19 protein-coding genes are annotated in these 17,363 nt (G+C 71.2%); 10 read left to right on the top strand and 9 right to left on the bottom strand.

Translation table 11 applies throughout. From position 1 onward, the window contains the following. Genes AC6CCG_RS03420 through AC6CCG_RS03410 form a run of 3 tightly spaced genes read right to left on the bottom strand, consistent with a single transcriptional unit; the run spans window position 1 to window position 2,069 of the window. Window positions 1-573 carry a DUF2017 domain-containing protein gene (locus AC6CCG_RS03420; RefSeq protein WP_496653042.1) on the bottom strand — a complete coding sequence of 191 codons (573 nt, stop codon included), beginning with the start codon at window positions 571-573 and terminating at the stop codon, window positions 1-3. Between the two features lie 16 nt (window positions 574-589). Further along, entirely contained in the window at window positions 590-907 is a 318-nt protein-coding gene (clpS, locus tag AC6CCG_RS03415) for an ATP-dependent Clp protease adapter ClpS (RefSeq protein WP_377489737.1), read from the bottom strand. 43 nt (window positions 908-950) lie between these two features. Continuing rightward, on the bottom strand, window positions 951-2,069 hold the full coding sequence (locus AC6CCG_RS03410) for a serine hydrolase domain-containing protein (protein ID WP_496653041.1): 1,119 nt from the start codon (window positions 2,067-2,069) through the stop codon (window positions 951-953). A gap of 141 nt (window positions 2,070-2,210) precedes the next feature. Between AC6CCG_RS03410 and AC6CCG_RS03405 the strand changes: the two genes are divergently transcribed. After that, window positions 2,211-3,560 (top strand): nicotinate phosphoribosyltransferase, encoded by a 1,350-nt coding sequence (locus AC6CCG_RS03405; RefSeq protein ID WP_496654385.1) that lies wholly within the window; start codon window positions 2,211-2,213, stop codon window positions 3,558-3,560. Then, window positions 3,557-4,123 (top strand): isochorismatase family protein, encoded by a 567-nt coding sequence (locus tag AC6CCG_RS03400; RefSeq protein ID WP_496653040.1) that lies wholly within the window; start codon window positions 3,557-3,559, stop codon window positions 4,121-4,123. The genes AC6CCG_RS03405 and AC6CCG_RS03400 overlap by 4 nt, the downstream gene beginning before the upstream one ends. A 57-nt stretch (window positions 4,124-4,180) precedes the next feature. Here AC6CCG_RS03400 and AC6CCG_RS03395 read toward each other — a convergent pair whose 3' ends face one another. Together AC6CCG_RS03395 and AC6CCG_RS03390 are read right to left on the bottom strand one after the other, a co-directional pair. Further along, window positions 4,181-4,756 (bottom strand): DinB family protein, encoded by a 576-nt coding sequence (locus AC6CCG_RS03395; RefSeq protein ID WP_496653039.1) that lies wholly within the window; start codon window positions 4,754-4,756, stop codon window positions 4,181-4,183. Between the two features lie 26 nt (window positions 4,757-4,782). Beyond that, window positions 4,783-6,189 carry a M60 family metallopeptidase gene (locus tag AC6CCG_RS03390; protein ID WP_496653038.1) on the bottom strand — a complete coding sequence of 469 codons (1,407 nt, stop codon included), beginning with the start codon at window positions 6,187-6,189 and terminating at the stop codon, window positions 4,783-4,785. 183 nt (window positions 6,190-6,372) lie between these two features. Between AC6CCG_RS03390 and AC6CCG_RS03385 the strand changes: the two genes are divergently transcribed. Next, a complete protein-coding gene (locus tag AC6CCG_RS03385) occupies window positions 6,373-7,671 on the top strand; it encodes an AAA family ATPase (RefSeq protein ID WP_496653037.1) in 1,299 nt (432 codons plus the stop codon). On the opposite strand, the gene AC6CCG_RS03380 is transcribed toward AC6CCG_RS03385, so the two are convergent. Next, window positions 7,662-8,060: an MmcQ/YjbR family DNA-binding protein gene (locus AC6CCG_RS03380; protein WP_496653036.1), complete on the bottom strand. Its 399-nt coding sequence runs from the start codon at window positions 8,058-8,060 to the stop codon at window positions 7,662-7,664. The two genes, AC6CCG_RS03385 and AC6CCG_RS03380, sit on opposite strands and share 10 nt — an antisense overlap. Before the next feature lie 167 nt (window positions 8,061-8,227). Here AC6CCG_RS03380 and AC6CCG_RS03375 point away from each other — a divergent pair, with 167 nt between their 5' ends. The 4 genes from AC6CCG_RS03375 (at window position 8,228) to AC6CCG_RS03360 (ending at window position 11,321) form a co-directional block, all read left to right on the top strand. After that, window positions 8,228-8,746: a histidine phosphatase family protein gene (locus tag AC6CCG_RS03375; protein WP_496653035.1), complete on the top strand. Its 519-nt coding sequence runs from the start codon at window positions 8,228-8,230 to the stop codon at window positions 8,744-8,746. Between the two features lie 151 nt (window positions 8,747-8,897). Next, complete coding sequence (locus tag AC6CCG_RS03370) at window positions 8,898-9,593, top strand: hypothetical protein (RefSeq protein WP_496653034.1); 696 nt, start codon at window positions 8,898-8,900, stop codon at window positions 9,591-9,593. 131 nt (window positions 9,594-9,724) lie between these two features. Further along, a complete protein-coding gene (locus AC6CCG_RS03365) occupies window positions 9,725-10,345 on the top strand; it encodes an NAD(P)-dependent oxidoreductase (RefSeq protein ID WP_496653033.1) in 621 nt (206 codons plus the stop codon). A gap of 28 nt (window positions 10,346-10,373) precedes the next feature. Next, window positions 10,374-11,321, top strand: coding sequence for an AraC family transcriptional regulator (locus tag AC6CCG_RS03360; protein ID WP_496653032.1), 948 nt, complete (start codon window positions 10,374-10,376; stop codon window positions 11,319-11,321). Window positions 11,322-11,332: 11 nt separating this feature from the next. On the opposite strand, the gene AC6CCG_RS03355 is transcribed toward AC6CCG_RS03360, so the two are convergent. Beyond that, the gene (locus tag AC6CCG_RS03355) at window positions 11,333-12,187 is read right to left on the bottom strand and encodes an RDD family protein (RefSeq protein ID WP_496653031.1); all 855 of its coding nucleotides are present in this window, start codon (window positions 12,185-12,187) and stop codon (window positions 11,333-11,335) included. Window positions 12,188-12,205: 18 nt separating this feature from the next. Here AC6CCG_RS03355 and AC6CCG_RS03350 point away from each other — a divergent pair, with 18 nt between their 5' ends. The 3 genes from AC6CCG_RS03350 (at window position 12,206) to AC6CCG_RS03340 (ending at window position 15,676) form a co-directional block, all read left to right on the top strand. Continuing rightward, window positions 12,206-13,048, top strand: a complete 843-nt coding sequence (locus AC6CCG_RS03350; protein ID WP_496653030.1) for a sulfurtransferase — start codon at window positions 12,206-12,208, stop codon at window positions 13,046-13,048. A gap of 243 nt (window positions 13,049-13,291) precedes the next feature. Further along, a complete protein-coding gene (locus AC6CCG_RS03345; RefSeq protein ID WP_496653029.1) occupies window positions 13,292-14,578 on the top strand; it encodes a serine/threonine-protein kinase in 1,287 nt (428 codons plus the stop codon). 57 nt (window positions 14,579-14,635) lie between these two features. After that, window positions 14,636-15,676, top strand: a complete 1,041-nt coding sequence (locus AC6CCG_RS03340; protein WP_496653028.1) for an aldo/keto reductase — start codon at window positions 14,636-14,638, stop codon at window positions 15,674-15,676. A gap of 1 nt (window position 15,677) precedes the next feature. Here the strand turns inward: AC6CCG_RS03340 and AC6CCG_RS03335 are convergent, their stop codons facing one another. Both AC6CCG_RS03335 and AC6CCG_RS03330 read right to left on the bottom strand, forming a co-directional pair. After that, the gene (locus AC6CCG_RS03335) at window positions 15,678-16,583 is read right to left on the bottom strand and encodes a Pr6Pr family membrane protein (protein ID WP_496653027.1); all 906 of its coding nucleotides are present in this window, start codon (window positions 16,581-16,583) and stop codon (window positions 15,678-15,680) included. A 20-nt stretch (window positions 16,584-16,603) separates the two neighbouring features. Next, window positions 16,604-17,299, bottom strand: a complete 696-nt coding sequence (locus AC6CCG_RS03330; protein WP_496653026.1) for a winged helix-turn-helix transcriptional regulator — start codon at window positions 17,297-17,299, stop codon at window positions 16,604-16,606. Window positions 17,300-17,363: the final 64 nt, after the last annotated feature.

Genomic DNA, 17,363 nt, shown 5'->3' with positions numbered 1-17,363 from the left:
TCACCGGTCCAGGGCCATGATCATCGTCTCCTGGGCGAACCCCAGCCACTCGTACACGCTGGCCATGAAGGCGCGCGGATCGTGCGGTGGGATCGAGGCGATCTCCTCGGCCGCCGCGGTGTCGGTGACGCCGAGCCGGGTGGCGACCGCGAGCCGGACACTGGTCAGGGTGCGCAGCCAGGCGTCGGTCTCCTCGGCCGGGATCCGGAGCGGGTTGCGCCCGCGGTCGGTCTCGCCGAGCCGGCGCAGCACCGCAGTCGCCTCGGCCACCTTGGTCGCCCGCAGGTCCCGCTCGGTGAAACGCCGGAAGTCGGCGGCCGCGTCGGCGTCGGCGGGGTACGCGTTCGGGAACAGCCGCTTCAGCACCGGATCGTCCGGTTCGGTGGTCTCGTCGGGCTGTTCCAGCTCCCGGGCCCACCGGGCGAACGAGTCGTCCGCCGGGCCCGCGTACTGCTCCGGCTCCCCCTCGGACACCATCTCGACCAGCTGACCGACCAGCGAGGCCAGCAACTCGACCTCGTCGGCGCTCAGCGTCGTGACGATCGTCCCGCCCTTGCGCTTGAACCTCTGCAACGTGATACCCAGTTCCTTACTGTTCGGCGCGGTCGAGCGTGGCCCAGAGCCCGTACTCGTGCATCGCCTTGACGTCGCGCTCCATCGCCTCCCGGGTCCCACTGGCCACGATCGCCTTGCCGTCGTTGTGCACCTGCAGCATCAACCGTTCGGCCTTGGCCTTCGGATAGTGGAAGTACGTGACGAAGACATGGGTGACGTACGACATCAGATTGACCGGATCGTCCCAGACGATCGTCACCCAGGGAGTGTCCTGAACGGCATCCTCGACGGGACGCTCGGCGATCGCGGTCCCTCCGGCCGGCGTGACCACCGGACCCTCGGTTTGCGACATGCCGCCATTGTGTCAAAGGTCCGGCCCGGTCCAAGCCGGCGGCTCAGCCGGACACCGCGGCGGCGAACACGTCGGCCGGGAAGCGGCCCCACATCCCTTCCAGGGCGGTGTTGCTGCAGCTGACGATCGTGAGCCCGCGGTCCAGGTCGACGGCCCAACTGTGGCCGAAGACGCCGCCCCAGGTGATCGAGCCGGCCGACAGCGGGCTGCCCTCGGCGGCCGGGTCGACGATCACCGACCAGCCGCGGCCGAAGCCTCCGCTGACTCCGGGTACGACCTCGCGGGCGATCCGGGACGGCAGCATCGCTGCCGCCGTGCCCGCGCTGAGGATCGGGCCGCCGCCGGTCCGGATCGCCTCCAGGAACGTCAGCAGGTCGCCGGCCGGGCCCGCCATCCCGGCGCCGCCGGCGGGGAACTGGTTCGCGTCGAGGATCCGTTCCGGCGACATCCGGAGCTCGCCGAGGTCGGCGAACGGGACCGGCGTCGTCTCGAGCAGCCGGGCCGGCTCCGGCACCCCGTCCGCGTACGGGACGGCGAGCAGCTCGTCGCTCTCGACCGCGAACCGGGCGGCCAGGCCCAGCGGACTGGTGATCAGGTCGGCGACGACGTCGGGCAGCGGTCGGCCGGTCGCCGCCTCGATCACCGCGCCGAGGACGTCGTAGCCGACCGAGTACTCCCAGCCCGAGCCCGGTGCGAAGAGCAACGGGACCTCGGCGATCCGGGCCACGTTCTCGGCCAGGGTCAACTCGGTCCGGTCCAGTCCGTCGGAGATGCCGCCGGCGGGATAGGCGCCGCTCGGGTCGCCGAAGCCGTACCGGAGGCCGGCGCTGTGCAGCAGCAGGTGGTCGACCGTGATGTCGGGCCGGGTGCCGTCGGCGAGCGCCGGCCGGAAGTCAGGCAGCCAGCGGGTGATCGGGCTGGTCAGATCCAGCACGCCGCGCTCGACCAGGGCCATCGTGGTCGCGGCCGTGACCGGCTTGGTCAGCGACGACCAGCGGAACCAGGTCTCCTCCGTCATCGGCCGGCCGCTCTCCCGGTCGGCCAGCCCGGCCTCGCGCCGGTACGCGAGCTCCCCGTCCTTCGCGATCAGCACCACGGCGCCGACGATCCGCCGCTCCGCCAGCGCGTCGTCGATCGCCGCGTCCACCGCATCCCCAACCATGTCAACACCTTCCGTCGGGTGGGTCCAACCACCAGGCCACGGGCGGCATTCCCGGCCCGCGCCGGACCGGCGCCGTAGGCTGGCCACGTGGCAGCGGAACACGACCCGGCGGCGATCACGCCGAGCTGGGGACCGAGCGAAGTGCCGACCACGGCCCTGCTCACCGACCATTACGAACTGACCATGCTGCGCGCCTCCCTGCGCGACGGCACGGCCCTGCGGCGCAGCGTGTTCGAGCTGTTTCCACGCCGGCTGCCGCCCGGTCGCCGGTACGGCGTCGTGGCCGGGGTCGGCCGGGCACTCCGGGCACTGCGGCACTTCCGGTTCGACGAGGAGACGATCCGCTTCCTGATCGACCGCGACGTGGTCGACTCCGAGACGGCGGACTGGTTGGCCGACTACCGGTTCGCCGGGTCGATCTGGGGCTATCCCGAGGGCGAGGTCTACTTCCCCGGTTCGCCGCTGCTGGTGGTCGACGGCACGTTCGCCGAGGGCGTGCTGCTGGAGACCGTACTGCTCAGCATCTACAACCACGACTCGGCGATCGCCTCGGCGGCGTCCCGGATGACGGTGACCGCGGGCGACCGGCCGTGTATCGAGATGGGGTCCCGGCGGACCCAGGAACTGGCCGCGGTCGGGGCCGCTCGGGCCGCCTACATCGCCGGGTTCCAGGCCACCTCCAATCTCGAGGCCGGGCGCCGCTACGGGGTGCCGACGACCGGGACCGCGGCGCATTCCTTCACCTTGCTGCACGACACCGAGGAGGCCGCGTTCGCCGCCCAGCTGGCGGCGATGGGCGAGCAGACCACGCTGCTGGTCGACACCTACGACGTCTTCGAGGCGGTACGGACCGGAGTGCGGCTCACCGAGGGCCGGCTCGGCGCGGTCCGGCTCGACTCGGGCGATCTCGGCCTGCTGGCGAAGCAGGTCCGCGACCTGCTCGACTCGCTCGGCGCGACCAGGACCAAGATCATCGTGACCAGTGATCTGGACGAGTTCACCATCGCGGCCCTGTCCGGCGCCCCGGTCGACGGGTACGGCGTCGGCACCGCCCTGGTCACCGGCAGCGGTCACCCGACCTGCGGTTTCGTCTACAAGCTGGTGGCCCGGGCGGGTTCGGCCGACCGGGACGCGGAGCTGGTCAGCGTCGCGAAGAAGAGCACCGACAAGATCAGCGTGGGCGGCCGCAAGTTCGCGCTGCGCCGGCTGGACCGGGCCGGGGTCGCGGAGGCCGAGGTGATCGGGATCGGCGAGCCGCCGGCGGGCGACGAGAACGACCGGCCGCTGCTGAAGCAGCTCGTCGATCAGGGTGAGGTCGTCGGCGAGGAACCGCTGTCGGCCGCCCGGGAGCGCCACTTCCGGTCCCGGGCCGAGCTTCCGATCGAGGCCTTGAAGATGTCCCGCGGCGAACCGGTGATCGAGACGCGCTATCTCGATCATGGCGAGGACGCCGCGAATCCGTACCGGACCGGAAAGGGAAGTCGATCATGACCACGGCACTGATCGTCGTCGACGTACAACGGGACTTCTGCGAGGGCGGCTCGCTGGCCGTCGCCGGCGGCGCCGCCGTCGCGGGCAGGATCAGCGCCCTGCTGCAGGGCGGCCACGACTACGACCACGTCGTGGCGACCCGTGATCACCACATCGATCCCGGTGATCATTTCTCCGATCAGCCGGACTTCGTCGACTCCTGGCCGCCGCACTGCGTGGTCGGCACACCTGGCGTCGAGTTCCATGATCAGCTGACCTTCCGCGACTTCGCGGCGGTCTTCGACAAGGGCGAGTACGCCGCCGCCTACTCGGGCTTCGAAGGCCGGTCCTCCGACGGTCGGGGACTGGCCGCCTGGCTGACCGAGCACCACGTCAACCGGGTCGACGTCTGCGGCATCGCGACCGACTACTGCGTCCGCGCCACCGCGCTGGACGCCCGCGCCAACGGCCTGGACACCCGGGTGCTGCTCGACCTGACCGCCGCCGTCGCCCCGGACCGCTGGCCCGCCGCCCGGACCGCACTGGACGACGCCGGTGTCGCCTTCACCGGCGAGCTCCGCTAGGAGGGTGGTGACGAGCGGTGGCCGTAGCGAGCAGGTGCCCGGGCGCCGCGCAGTAGGTCACCGTTCGACACCACCCTCCTCGGCGTCCCGCCAGGCGTAGAGGTCGCGGAGCAGCGAGACCTCGGCACCGTGGTGGATCACCTCACGGTGGATGTGCAGGACGAACTTCGCCATCGGTGCCTCGGCGAACAGTTGCGGCCGGCCTTGGCGCAGCCCGAGGCCCGGCGCGCCGATGCCGCGCAGGTCCGCCAGCCAAGCCGCGTACCCCTCGTCGAGGGCACGCAGTGCGCCGTCCGCCGTGCCGGGGAAGTCGGCGACCGGATGATCAACCCGCGGGCTCTCGAAGTGCGGCCGGTCCGGCGGCCCGAAGACGTCGATCAGGTGAGCCAGCCGCCAGGCGATCGTGGTCACCGGCACCCGCTCGTACGGCGGCGGCGCGTAGTCCATGACGAACGGGCCGTCCCCGATCGGTGCCGTGGTCGGGCTCTCCCCGCGGCGGCTCAGCGTCCAGCAGCCGCGGACCGGCTGCCAGGAGAACTCCTCGTCGGTCAGCCCGTCCAGCCGCGGCCGGAGCTGCTGCTGCCAGTGCGCCTCGAGTTGATCAACGAGCTCCGCGTTCCAGTCGACGTCCATCCGGCGAGCCTACGGCGGCGACGGACTCAGGCGTTCGGTTCGCGGAGCGAGGTGAGATCGTCGGCCGGAGCCGGCAGGTCGAGCGCGGCGATCCTGGCTCGCGTCTCAGCGGTGACCGTGACGCCCCAGGTGTCCCAGAAGTCGGCCAGGTCGGCCTCGGCGGCGACGCTGGTGCTGTAGACGACGTTCTGCCACCGCGCCGCGTCGTCCGGCGCCGGCAGGTCCTGCTCCCGGACCACGTCGTGCCAGCGAGTGATCATCTCCTCGCCGTACGCCAGCCGCAGCTGTTCGAACGGGATGATCTTGACGAAGATGTTCAGGTCGACGTACGAACCGATTCCTTGATCAAGTGCGGTCATCGCGTCGTCCCAGTAGGAGGTGCCGCTCGCGTTCACCACCCGGAGCCGCGGCGGCTGGCCGTAGCGGGCGAAGTCGCGTTGGACGGCGAGCGAGTAGACGTTCACCGACACCTCGACCAGGTCGCCCGGGTTGACCGGCGTCCGCTGGTGCTGGTGCCCGAGCTCGTGGTACGGCCCCCAGCCGTCGGTGCGCAGCCCCTTCACCGTCAGCAGCTTCTCCTGGATCGGCGGCGGGTAGGCGGTGAAGGAGGTGGTCGCGTAGGCGCCGACACCGTCGATCGCGCCGGGATAGCCGACCAGATGGTGCGGTCCGGCCGGGCGGGCGGCGGGCCCGCTGTCGTCGTAGCCGGCCAGCCGGTCCTCGATCTCGATCACCCGGTCCAGGGTGCGCAGCAGGTTGGCATGGTTCTCGTTCCGGTAGCGCAGCACTTGATCACGCTGGAACGTCATCATCGACCGCGCCCCGTAGAGCTCGACGAAGGGTGCCGTGCGGTGATCGAGTTGCTGTTGGAACTGCCGTTCCGAGGTGGCGCCGAGGGTGAACGTCGCCATGGCCTGTGCCGCGTCGCCGATGCCGACCGTGGCCGTGCTCGGCTTCGCCGTCCGGGCCGGGTAGCTGACGTAGATCACGCCACCCTCGGAGTCCGAGACCGTCGTCGAGCCCGGCTTCAACTGGGTGTAGCGCGGGTCCAGAACCCTTTCGTACCAAGGGGTTTCGGGCGTCGCGTCCGGATCGACCTGGGTGGCCGGCGCCCCGATCGCGATCTTGGGCAGGCCGTTCGGGTCGCCGGCGGCCACCCCGGACAGGGTGACCGTGAGGTCGGTGTCCGGCGGCAGGTAGAGCTTCGTCGGCTGCAGATCGGTGCCGGGCGCGATGGCCAGCTTGAGCCGGCCGGCGTCGTCGGCCGCGGCGGTGCGGGTGGTGATCGTGAACTCGGTCGCCGCGGCGGTGTCCTCCGCGTCGGCAGTCGACACCCCGGCGGTGGCGACGGCACAGGCGGTGGCCACCAGCAGCGCGAGGAGGGTCCGAGGACGGGACGTGAACATCATCGTTGGGTCCAATCTGCTCCGCATGCAGGGCACCATACTAGTTAATCGATTAACGACTTTGCGCCACACGGTAACAAGGATGTCCGGCCGACCACAAGGGTCGCCCGATCATGATCATCGATCGGGCGACCGGAAATCCCGTTGTACGGACACGAACCGCTCCGTATTCTGGAATGTTCGCCTGACCACGACCGTACGAAAGGACCCATGGACGACATCTCGATGCAGTCGCGACTGCTCGGCGAACCGCACGACGTGCGGCGGGCGCTGCAACTGCTCGGCGAGCTGCTCACCGACTCCGCCTCGATCGCCGAATCGCCGGAGTCGTTCGTCTGGCGCGCCCTCGGCGCCCAGCCGACCTCGCTCGCCTGCGAGTCGATCACGACGACGGCCTGGGCCGGCATCTCGCTCTCGGCAGCCTTCAACGACCTGATCGTGAAGCACGATCCGCAGCTCGGCCCGGCGGTGAGCGACCAGGCGCCGACCTGGACCCAGTTCGGCCTGGACGGCGAGACCCTGTCGCTGCCGTCCGCCACGGCGGCCCACTTCCCCGCCGGTACGGTCTCGGAGGCCGCCCTGGTCGTCCAGATCGAGCGCGAGGAGTACGGCGACTTCTCCTGGATCCTGCGGGTCTTCGCCGATCCGGCGCACCGGGCCGAGGCGCGCGCCCTGCTCGACGAGCTGAACCGCACCGCCGTCGAGGACAAGAACTTCTATCGCGGCCGGATGGTCGGCGTCGATCTTGCCCTGGCCCTGCAGTGGAAGATCATCGAGACGCCGCGGCTCCGCCGGCAGGACCTGATCATCAAGCCCGACGTCTGGGCCGAGCTCGACCTCAACCTCGCCGCGCTGACCGACCGGGCCGCCGTGATGCGCGAGCGCGGCTTCAGCACCCGCCGAGGTGTCCTGATCGCCGGCCCGCCCGGCGTCGGCAAGAGCGCCGTCGCCCGGGTGATCGCCGGCGAGCTGGTCGGCCGGTTCACGGTGATCATCGTCGACGCCCGCGCCGGCGCCAACGCGCTGCGCGCGGTGTACCGGGAGACCGAGCGGTTCGGCCCGACCTTGATCATCCTGGAGGACATCGACCTCTACCTCGGCGATCGCCGACAGGGGGACCGCGGCTCCGCGCTGGCCGACTTCCTCTCGGTGATGGACGGAGCCGAGGAATACGAGGAGGTGCTCACCATCGCCTCGACCAACGACCCCGGAGCCCTCGACGCAGCCGCCGTCCGAAGCGCCCGGTTCGATTCGATCATCACGCTCGGCTATCCCGACCAGGCCGACCGGGCCCGGATCCTCACGCGTTACCTGGCCGGCCTCGAGTCCGAGGTCGACGTCGACGCGATCGCAGCCCTGCTGCCGGACAACGTGTCCGGTGCCGATCTCCGCGAGATCGTCCGGCGCGCCCTGCTCGCGTACGGGGAGGACCTGACCACCGACCGCGTCCGTACCGTGGTGAAGGAGGGCCGCTGGCAGCCGGAACCGCTGCAGGGCAGCTATCTCTGATCTTGATCGTTGAGCTGCTCCAGCACCCGCTTGGGCGCCACGCTGCGGAACGCGTCCAGGCAGATCGCGTTCAGTTCGTCCTGATCGATCTCGACCAGGTGGACGCCGAGCCAACCCCGGTGACCCACGTAGGGCGGCACGAAGAACCGGTCCGGCTCGGTGTCCACCAGGTCCGCCTGCGCGCCGGGCGGCGCTGCGCACCAGATCGCCAGCCGCCCGTCCCCGTGATGATCATCAAGGAACATCACGAAGCACTTCTTGTCCTTGATGAAGAACGCCGGCCCGCCGTGACTCGGCCGTTCCGACGCCTCCGGCAGTCCCAGGCAGGCCGCCCGGACCGCGGCCAGTGCATGATCAACATCGTCGTCGGTGTATGCCGTTGCAGCCATTCCGCCATTCTGCCGCCAGCAACGGCGCGTCTGTCGACTCCGGACGCACAACGTTCGCCGCAGTCGGTGTCGCAAGAACTCCTCAGCTCCGGCGCTGGGAGCCTCTGAAGCGCTTTATCGGCTCAGTTGAGGCGGAATGACGACAGTCCCGGAGCTAGGCTGCGGAGATGCCGAACCGGGTGACGCTGATCCGCCACGCCGCTCCGGTGAGCCGAGCCGACCTCGATCCGAGCGCCTGGTCGCTGAGTCCGGCGGGACGGCGTGCGGCGACCGCGCTCCGCCTGCGTGTCACGACCGGAACCACCCTCGCTGCCAGTGCGGAGACGAAGGCGATCGAGACGCTGTGTCTCGCCGCCGACAGGGAGCGCGACGAACTACACGTCGACCGCCGTCTCGGCGAAGTCGTGCGACCCGGCGAGCCGTTCGACGGCGATCACCGGAACCGGCGGCTGGCCTGGGTCATCGGCCGTCCCGACGACCGGCACCAGGGTTGGGAGTCGCCGGAGCAGGCGGCCGCCCGGTTCCAGGCCGGCATCGATGATCTTGGCGGCCGGGTCGTTGTCGCCACTCACGGAATGGTGCTCACGGCGTGGCTGGTGTCCCGCGGCGTGGTCGCCTCCGGATCCGAGGCCGGTTCGTTCTGGCTGGGGCTGGCTTTCCCCGACGTGATCACGACCGACCGCTGAGTCCGACCGGGGTCGGGAGTCGGCTTCGGCCCTTCGACAAGCTCAGCGAACCGCAGCGCGGTGATCCCGGCGGGATCGAGCTGATCGGGATCAGAAGGGCCGTGCCCTTGCTGGCTTCGAACCCACGGGCGCGAGCCGTTACCGTGACCGGATGGGTGATTCCTGGCTGAACGGGCTGTTTGACGACGCATCACGCACCGACGCGGCGCCGGCGTGGCAGGCGCGGCTCGACGCGCCACACGCTGCGATGATCGGGTCCCTGGTGCTGACCGACGACCGGCTCACTGCGGTGGAACGCGGGCTGCAGACCGAGGGTCCGGTGCCCTGTCGGGTGATCAACACGGGTGGGGCCGGCGGTTTGCTCGCGCTGGCCCGGCGGCGGTTCGAACGGCTGCGGCTGACCGGTGTCCGGACCGGGCTGCGTGATCTCGATGATCTTGCCGGGGCGGCGGCCCGGGTCGCCGTCGCGGCGCGGGAGCTGGAGCCCGAGGTCACGGTCATGATCGAGATCCCGGACGCGCCGGGCTGGCAGCGGGCGGTCGAGACAGCCGAGGTGGAGGGGCTCTCGGCCGCGGTACGCGACGAGGGCGAGATCACGGACCGGGTCGAGGCGTTGATCGAGGCCGACGTCCCGTTCGTGATCACCGGGCCGGTCGGGTCCGCCGACCGCGCCGCCGAGTTGATCATGATCATGACCGGGATCGTGGACGGGACCGCACCTCTGGACGGCCCGCCGGACCCGGACCAGGGCCGACGGCTCCGGCGTCGGCTGCTCGGGATCGAGGTCGCCGCGCCGGCAGCGGTCGCGCAGGGCCTGGCCGACCGGGGCTGGGCCACCGCCGATTGACCAACACCATACGCACTCGACTTCAAAGTCGAGACGATCACGCATGCCGTCGAGACTCAGAACGATGGTTCCGGCGCTCCGCAGACCGTGTACTGGAGACACCAAGCCAGAACGATCGAAGGAGCAGGATCATGAACGTCACCGTCATCGGAGCCACCGGAACCGTCGGCCGACTGGTCGTCCAGCAGGCCCTCGACGCCGGCCATGCCGTCACCGCCGTGACCCGGGACCGCACCAAGATCAGCACCCGGGCCGAGCGGCTCACCGTGGTCGAGGCCGACCCGCTCGACCCCGCCCAGCTCGCCCCGGCACTGGCCGGCACGGATGCCGTGATCGTCGCGCTCGGCGGCGGGGCCAAGGGCGGGGTCCGCTCCGCCGGCACGATCGCGGTCATCGAAGCGATGCGCCTGGCCGGCGTCCGCCGGCTGATCTGCCAGTCCACCCTCGGCGCCGGGGACAGCCGGCCGCACCTGAACTTCTGGTGGCGCTCCGTGATGTTCGGGCTGCTGCTGCGCAAGGCGTACGCCGACCACGAGCTCCAGGAGGCCGCCGTCCGGGAGAGCGGCCTGGACTGGACGATCGTCCGGCCGGCCGCCTTCACCGACGGCCCGCGGACCGGGGTCTACCAGCACGACTTCGACACCCGGGCGGAACTCACCCTGAAGATCTCGCGGGCCGATGTCGCGGACTACCTGGTCGGCCGGCTGACCGACGAATCCTCGCTGCACAAGGCGCCCGGGCTATCGTACTGATCAACTCCCACCAGGAACGGTGACCATCATGGACATGCTCGACGGGTTGCTGGACGGGCCACGCGCCCGGAGCGCCTTCCTGCTGCGGTCGATCATGAGCCCGCCCTGGTCGATCCGGATCGAGGACGAATCACCGCTCACGGTCGTCGCCCCGATCGCCGGCTGGGCCTGGATCGTGCCGCCCGACGGCGACGCGGTCCGGCTGGTCCCCGGTGACATCGCGGTGGCGACCGGCGGCGGGCACTACACCGTCGCCGACCACCCCGACACCGAGCCCTCGGTGATCGTCTACCCCGGCCAGCGCTGCACCGACGCCGCGGACGGCCGGTCGCTGGTGGATGAATGGAACCTCGGCATCCGGACCTGGGGCGAGCACGCCGACGGCGCAACCGTGCTGCTGACCGCCAGCTACGAGCGCGCCGGCGAGGTCAGCCGAGCCCTGCTGGCCGCGCTGCCGCCGCTGCTCGCGGTGCGCCGCGAGGAGTGGGACTCACCGCTGGTCTCGCTGATCGCCCACGAGTCCAACCGGGACGGACCGGGCCAGCGGGCGATGCTGGACCGGCTGCTGGACGCGCTGGTGATCGCGGTCCTGCGCACCTGGTTCGGCCGACAGCGGGACAAGGCCCCGGCCTGGTACCGGGCCCAGGGCGACCCCGTGGTCGGCAAGGCGCTGCGGCTGCTCCAGCACGCGCCGGAGCACCCGTGGACGGTGGCCGCGCTGGCCAAGGAGGTCGGCGTCTCCCGGGCGGTGCTGGCCCGCCGGTTCTCCGACCTGGTCGGCGAGCCGCCGATGGCGTACCTGACGGGCTGGCGGCTGGCCCTGGCCGCCGATCTGGTCTGTCAGCCGGGCCTGACCCTGGAAGCCGTGGCGCGCCGGGTCGGCTACGCGACGGCGTTCGCGCTCAGTGCCGCCTTCAAACGAGAGCGCGGGATCAGTCCGCAGCAGCACCGGGAACTGGCGGCCGCCGCCTCGTGATCAAACGTTGATCAGGTTCCGGGCAGTTTCTTGATCACCTGGGTGCCCGCGGCAAGATCATGGAGCGCCTGCTTCTTGGGATGGCCGAGCGGCACCAGGACGTCGATCAACTGGAAGATCGCCAGCACCGCCGCGACGCCCGGCAGCACCCAGATCAAGGTCCGCAGGATCACCGCGCGCCAGGGCAGGTGCCCGGTGAACCGGCCCTCGTCGAGCGGCACCACCCGCAGCCCGACGACCAGCTTGCCCGGCGTCGCGCCCCGCCAGCGCAGGAAGAATCCGTGGTAGAGCAGGCCGACGCCGATCGCGATCACCGTGAGCAGCAGTTGATCACCCGGCGGGATGAGCCGGGTGGTGTCGGTCAGCGGCATGATCCGGCCCTGTTCGGCCGCCCGCATCGACTCCTCGAACAGCGCCTGGAACGCCGGCACCATCCGCAGGTAGATCGGGATCGAGACCAGGCCCGAGACCACCGTGAAGATCAGCCAGTCGATCACCACGGCCAGCACCCGGTACCACCAGCCGGACACCTCGACACCGTCCGCGGTCCGCAGCACCGGCTGAGCTCCGGCCGGCATGGGCTGCGGCATCCCGTACTGCTGCGGCATGCCTGGCTGCTGCGGGTAACCCTGCTGTGGTGGGTAACCCTGTTGCTGCGGGTAACCCTGCGGCGGGCCCTGGACCGGGAGACCCGGTTGCGGAGCGGGCGGTGGCGGCACCTCGGCCTCGCGCGTGTTCCGCGACCACTGCCAGCCGTCCCAGTACCGTTCCCGGGCCGGATCGACCGGATCCGGATACCAGCCGCCGGGCGCCGCATGGCGGCCGGGCGGGACGGGCGGGGAGCCGACCGGGATGTCATTACTCACGCGCCCTAGCCTAGTGAGGTGGGTACGAACACCGAGATCTTGATCACCGCGGGCGAGCTGACCGAGGCCCTGGCCTCCTCCGACCGCCGTCCGGTGCTGCTCGACGTCCGCTGGACGCTGGCCGAACCGGACGGGCGGCCGGCCTACCGGGAGCGGCATCTGCCCGGCGCCGTGTACGTCGACCTTGATCAACAACTGGCCGCGCCGCCCACCGCGGCCGACGGCCGGCATCCGCTGCCGGACCTCGCGGTGCTGCAGCAGGCCGCCCGCGGCTGGGGCGTCGACGACGACTCGGCCATCGTGGTCTACGACGACGCCGGCAACCTGGCCGCGGCCCGGGCCTGGTGGCTGCTCCGGCACGCCGGCCTGACCGACGTCCGGATCCTCGACGGCGCCCTGGCCGGCTGGGTCGCCGCCGGGCTGCCGACCGAGTCCGGGGACGTCACGCCGGACCCGGGCTCGGTCACCCTCGCGTACGGCGCGCTGCCGACCACCGACCTGGACCACGTCACCGGCTTCGCCGACCGGGGCCGGCTGATCGACGTCCGGGCCGCCGAGCGCTACCGCGGCGAGACCGAGCCGATCGACCCGCGCGCCGGTCACATCCCGGGTGCCCTGAACGCGCCGACCGGCGAGAACCTCGGGCCGGACCAGCACTTCCTGGCCCCGGCCGCGCTGCGCGAGCGCTATGCCGCCCTCGGCCTGCCGGACGGCGCCGAGGTCGCCGTCTACTGCGGCTCCGGGATCACCGCCTCGCACGCCGCGGCGGCGCTGACCGTGGCCGGCTACCGGCCGGTCCTCTACCCCGGGTCCTGGTCCCAGTGGTCCAACCGCCCCGAGCTGCCCGTCGAGACCGCCTGAGCAGAGCCCTAGGAGGGTGGTGTCGAACGGTGGCCGTAGCGAGCAGGTGCCCGGGTGCGTGCCTCGGGGTGCGCGAGGAGTGAAGGGCTACCGGGCCGTAGCGCGAGCGACTCGCGCGCCGCGAGGCGCGTGCCCGGGTGCCGCGCCGTAGGTCACCGTTCGACACCACCCTCCTGGCACGCGACACGCACGGACGGGGAGCCGTCGGCCCACGTGACGCGTCCTTGGGCAAGAATGTTCACGATGGAGACGATCGGTCGCTACCGCCTGGTCCGGCGCCTCGGCGCCGGGTCCTTCGCGACCGTGTACCTGGGCCACGACGACAGCCTCGACGTTCCGGTCGCCATCAAGGTGCTGGCCGAGAACTGGTCGGCCAACGAGGACGTCCGGCAGCGTTTCCTCGCCGAGGCCCGGATCATGCGCAAGATCCGGGACAAGCGGATCGTCCAGGTGTACGACATCGGCACCCTGGACGACGGCCGCCCGTACTTCGTGATGGACTTCATCGACGGCGGCTCGCTGGACGACCTGCGGAAGCAGCGGGTCGAACCGGAGCGCGCGCTGCGGCTGTGTGCCGAGGGCTGCCGGGCACTCCAGGTCCTGCACGACAACGACATCATCCACCGCGACGTCACGCCGGGGAACCTGCTGATCAGCCGGGGAGGCAACGGCGAGACCCTGGTCCTGATCGCCGATCTCGGCGTGGCCAAGTCGATGATCGACGCGGCCGGGGCGACGATGACGGCCGGTACGCCCTCGTACATGGCGATGGAGCAGGCCACCGGGATCGGCACGCTGGACCACCGGGCCGACATCTACTCGCTGACCGCGCTGACGTACGCGATGCTGACCGGCGAGCCGCCGTTCAAGGTGCGCTCGCTGGCCGACATCCTCGGCCGCGGCCCGCAGGCCAACCCGGAGCCGATCGCCGACCGACTGGGTGCGCCGCCGATCCTGGACGCCCTGATGGTGTCCGGCCTGTCCACGGATCCGCAGCGCCGGCCGCCGTCGGCGGACGTGCTGGCGCAGGCGCTGGACAGCATCGCCGACCAGATGCACTCCGCGTCCGCCGAGGTCAGCCCGCTGCCCGACTCCACGACGCTGCGGCCGTCGCCGGCGACCGCGTACCTGCAGAATCCGTCGCCGCACAGCCCGGGCACCACCCCGCCGGGGCCCGGTGCCACGCCGCACAGCCCGGGCACGACGCCGCCGGTGCAGTCCGGCGGCAGCCCGACCAGCATGATCGGCCCGCCCGGTTCCGGACAGCCGCCGTCCTACCAGCAGCAGGCCTACGGCTACCAGTCACCGGGCACCCAGCTGCCGGGCACCCAGCCGCCGAGCTACCCGCCGAACCCGTACCTGCAGCAACAGCCGCAGCAGCAGTACGTCGAGCAGTCTCCGACCCCCGCGGCCGACAGCGACCCCGGCGAGACCCAGCGACCCGCGTTGTTCTACGTCCTGATCGGGCTGGCCGCGCTGGCCCTGTTCGCGATCTCGCTGTTCGTCACGATCACCGCGCTCAACGGCTGACCAGCGGGCGGACCCCCGACTGGCCGGGTCATTTCGCGATCGGTGAAGATCATGGCCATGGATCACCTCACACCCAGGCCCGACCGTTACGACGTCCCGTACGCGATGGACAGCTTCCATCAGATGCCGTACCGCAAGCTCGGCGGCTCCGGCCTGTCGGCCGCGTCGATCGGGCTGGGCACCTGGAAGTTCGGCTACCCCGACACCGGTGACGGGTCCCGGGTGGACGGGCCGGGCAGCTTCGAGATCCTGGACCGCTCGATCGAGCTGGGCGTCACGTTCTGGGACACCGCGAACCGCTACAACAACGGCTCCGGCAACTCGGAGCGGATCATCGGCCGCTGGTTCCGGGCCAATCCCGACCAGCGCCGCAACGTCGTGCTCGCCTCCAAGGTGCACGGCGGCATGGACGGCTACACGCCGAACCACTGCGGGCTGTCCCGCGGCGCGATCATCGACGCGCTGGACGCGTCCCTGGCCCGGCTGCAGCTGGACTACCTGGACGTCCTCTACTTCCACCGGCCGGACCCGAGCACTCCGGTCGAGGAGAGCCTGGAGACCATCGACGACCTGGTCCGGGCGGGCAAGATCCGCTACCTCGCGGTGTCCAACTTCTCCGTCGACGAGCTGACCGAGCTGGTCGACGCGGCCGGCCAGATCTCGCGGCGGTGCCGGCCGGTCGCGGTGCAGAACCAGTACAACCCGGTCGACGGCGAGACCGACAACCATGCCGGAGTGCTCAAGTTCTGCGCCGAGAACGCGATCTCCTATGTGCCGTACTCGCCGCTCGGGCGTGGCCTGCTGACCGGCCGCTACCTGGACCCGGCCAAGGTCGGCGCCGGCGACCGGCTGCACGACGAGGGGTCGCTGGAGGCGATCGCGGGCAGCCTGGACAAGGTGCGGGCGCTGGCCGGGCTGGCGAAGGAGTGGGACCTCGAGGTGAGCCAGCTGGCGCTGGCGTACCTGTTGACGCTGCCGGGGATGGGCCCGCAGATCCCGAGCTCCTCCAACGTCGACCAGCTGGAGTCCAACGCCCGGGCGGGCAAGATCATCCTGACCGACGAGCAGGTCGCCTCCGTCGGCCGGGCGCTGGCCTGAGTCAGCCTCGCGGCGGCGGCTGCCCGTAGCCCTGCTGCGGCGGCCCGGGCGGGTAGGGCCCGGGCTGCTGCGGTACGGGCGGGTAGCCCTGGTGCGGCGGAAAACCCTGCTGGGGCGGCGGTCCGGGCGGATAGGGCTGCTGGCCCGGGACCGGCTGATAGGTCGCCGGCTGTTGCGGGATCGGCTGGTACGTCCCCGGCGGCTGCGGCGGCCCGGCCCACGGCTGCTGGGGTGGTTGCCGGTGCGGGAGCGGCGGCCGCTGTTGCTGCTGGGCCGGCTGTTCGGGCCCCCGGATCGCCCGGGACAGGACGTTCTTGAGCTTCGCGATCCCGTACAGCAGGAACGCCGCGGCGAGCGAGGCCACCACCAGCCCGAGCAGGATCATCGGGTAGCTGCCCCGGTTCGGGTTGGCGAAGCTGTAGAGCGGGCTGCCGCCGCGCACCCAGGAGTAGCCGCCGGTCAGCGAGTAGCCGATCAGCCACAGTGCCGGGATGACGATCCAGACGAACGGGTGCCACCACCGGGCCCGGTTCTGGCTGCGGCCGACGAAGCACCAGTCGAGGAACACCAGCAGCGGCGTGACCACGTGGGTCAGCAGGTCCTTCGGGTCCTCGAGATCGCCGCCCATCACGCCGACGTAGGTGCAGCCGACGATGACCAGCAGCAGCGTCATCGCGCCGCGGAGCTTGCCCCGGCCGGGCTCGCGGCCCAGCGCGAAACTGGCGATCGGGTAATAGAAGGCCAGGCCGAGGTAGACGATCGCCACCAGCAGGTTGCCGCTCTGGGTGAGGAACGGCAGCTCCGCCGGGTCGTGGCCGTAGATCCACCAGCCGGAGAACGCGCAGACGGCGATGCCGACCCGCCAGAGGGCGGTCAGGATCACCAGCGCCGGGTTGGGCTTCTTCATCGGCGCTGATCCTAGTGGTGTCAGGACACCAGGGGGCGAGGCGTGGCCGCGAGCGTGCTCTGGCCGATCCAGGTCGGCAGCGCGCGGCGGGCGTGCTCGGGGCCGTCCAGGGTCACCCGGCCGGCCCGCAACGCGGACTCCCAGGACAGGTCGCCGCGCCAGATCCGGGTCAGCGTGCCCAATCCGGTCCGGACCGTGACCGTGACGTCGAAGCCCGGGTCGTAGTCGCACAGGTCCGCCTCGTCACCGGCGACGACCAGCCACCAGGCGGTCGCCCGCGGGATGTCGTCGAACCGGATCGCGACGGTGGTCCGGGCGCGCGGCCAGGCGGAGACCGGCACCGTGCGCCGCATGTCCCAGAGCAGCAGATGCGGATCGAGGTCGGCCTCGCCCAGCTCGCCGATCCAGCGAGTGCCCCAGACACCGAGCGCGGTGACCACGTCGACCAGTTCCGCCCCGCACGGCGTGAGGCTGTAGCCGGCCGGGGTCCGGGCCACGATGCCGGCCCGGGTCAGCGAGCGGAGCCGCTTCGACAGGAGGGCCGGCGACATCTTCGGGACGCCGCGGCGGAGCTCGTTGAACCGGGTGCTGCCGAGCAGCAGTTCCCGGATCACCAGCAGCGTCCACCGCTCGTCCAGCACCTCCATCGCCTTGGCGATGGGACAGAACTGCCCGTACGACGTCATCGTCTCCCCGTCCTTCCGTTCGGACGCCACCAGTAGAGCCTCGCGAACCACGCCGCCACCAGGGCCTTTCGGTACAGATCGAGAACCGCGGCCG

Source organism: Microlunatus sp. YIM B11417, from assembly GCF_059617205.1.
Note: the sequence above shows the minus strand (reverse complement) of the source record. Positions and strands in the feature narration are given on the sequence as shown.

Coding starts and splice junctions, on each gene's coding strand:
- clpS (WP_377489737.1), bottom strand. CDS start 907: ATGTCGCAAACCGAGGGTCCGGTGGTCACGCCGGCCGGAGGGACCGCG.
- AC6CCG_RS03410 (WP_496653041.1), bottom strand. CDS start 2,069: ATGGTTGGGGATGCGGTGGACGCGGCGATCGACGACGCGCTGGCGGAG.
- AC6CCG_RS03400 (WP_496653040.1), top strand. CDS start 3,557: ATGACCACGGCACTGATCGTCGTCGACGTACAACGGGACTTCTGCGAG.
- AC6CCG_RS03395 (WP_496653039.1), bottom strand. CDS start 4,756: ATGGACGTCGACTGGAACGCGGAGCTCGTTGATCAACTCGAGGCGCAC.
- AC6CCG_RS03390 (WP_496653038.1), bottom strand. CDS start 6,189: ATGCGGAGCAGATTGGACCCAACGATGATGTTCACGTCCCGTCCTCGG.
- AC6CCG_RS03385 (WP_496653037.1), top strand. CDS start 6,373: ATGGACGACATCTCGATGCAGTCGCGACTGCTCGGCGAACCGCACGAC.
- AC6CCG_RS03380 (WP_496653036.1), bottom strand. CDS start 8,060: ATGGCTGCAACGGCATACACCGACGACGATGTTGATCATGCACTGGCC.
- AC6CCG_RS03375 (WP_496653035.1), top strand. CDS start 8,228: ATGCCGAACCGGGTGACGCTGATCCGCCACGCCGCTCCGGTGAGCCGA.
- AC6CCG_RS03370 (WP_496653034.1), top strand. CDS start 8,898: ATGGGTGATTCCTGGCTGAACGGGCTGTTTGACGACGCATCACGCACC.
- AC6CCG_RS03365 (WP_496653033.1), top strand. CDS start 9,725: ATGAACGTCACCGTCATCGGAGCCACCGGAACCGTCGGCCGACTGGTC.
- AC6CCG_RS03360 (WP_496653032.1), top strand. CDS start 10,374: ATGGACATGCTCGACGGGTTGCTGGACGGGCCACGCGCCCGGAGCGCC.
- AC6CCG_RS03345 (WP_496653029.1), top strand. CDS start 13,292: ATGGAGACGATCGGTCGCTACCGCCTGGTCCGGCGCCTCGGCGCCGGG.
- AC6CCG_RS03340 (WP_496653028.1), top strand. CDS start 14,636: ATGGATCACCTCACACCCAGGCCCGACCGTTACGACGTCCCGTACGCG.
- AC6CCG_RS03335 (WP_496653027.1), bottom strand. CDS start 16,583: ATGAAGAAGCCCAACCCGGCGCTGGTGATCCTGACCGCCCTCTGGCGG.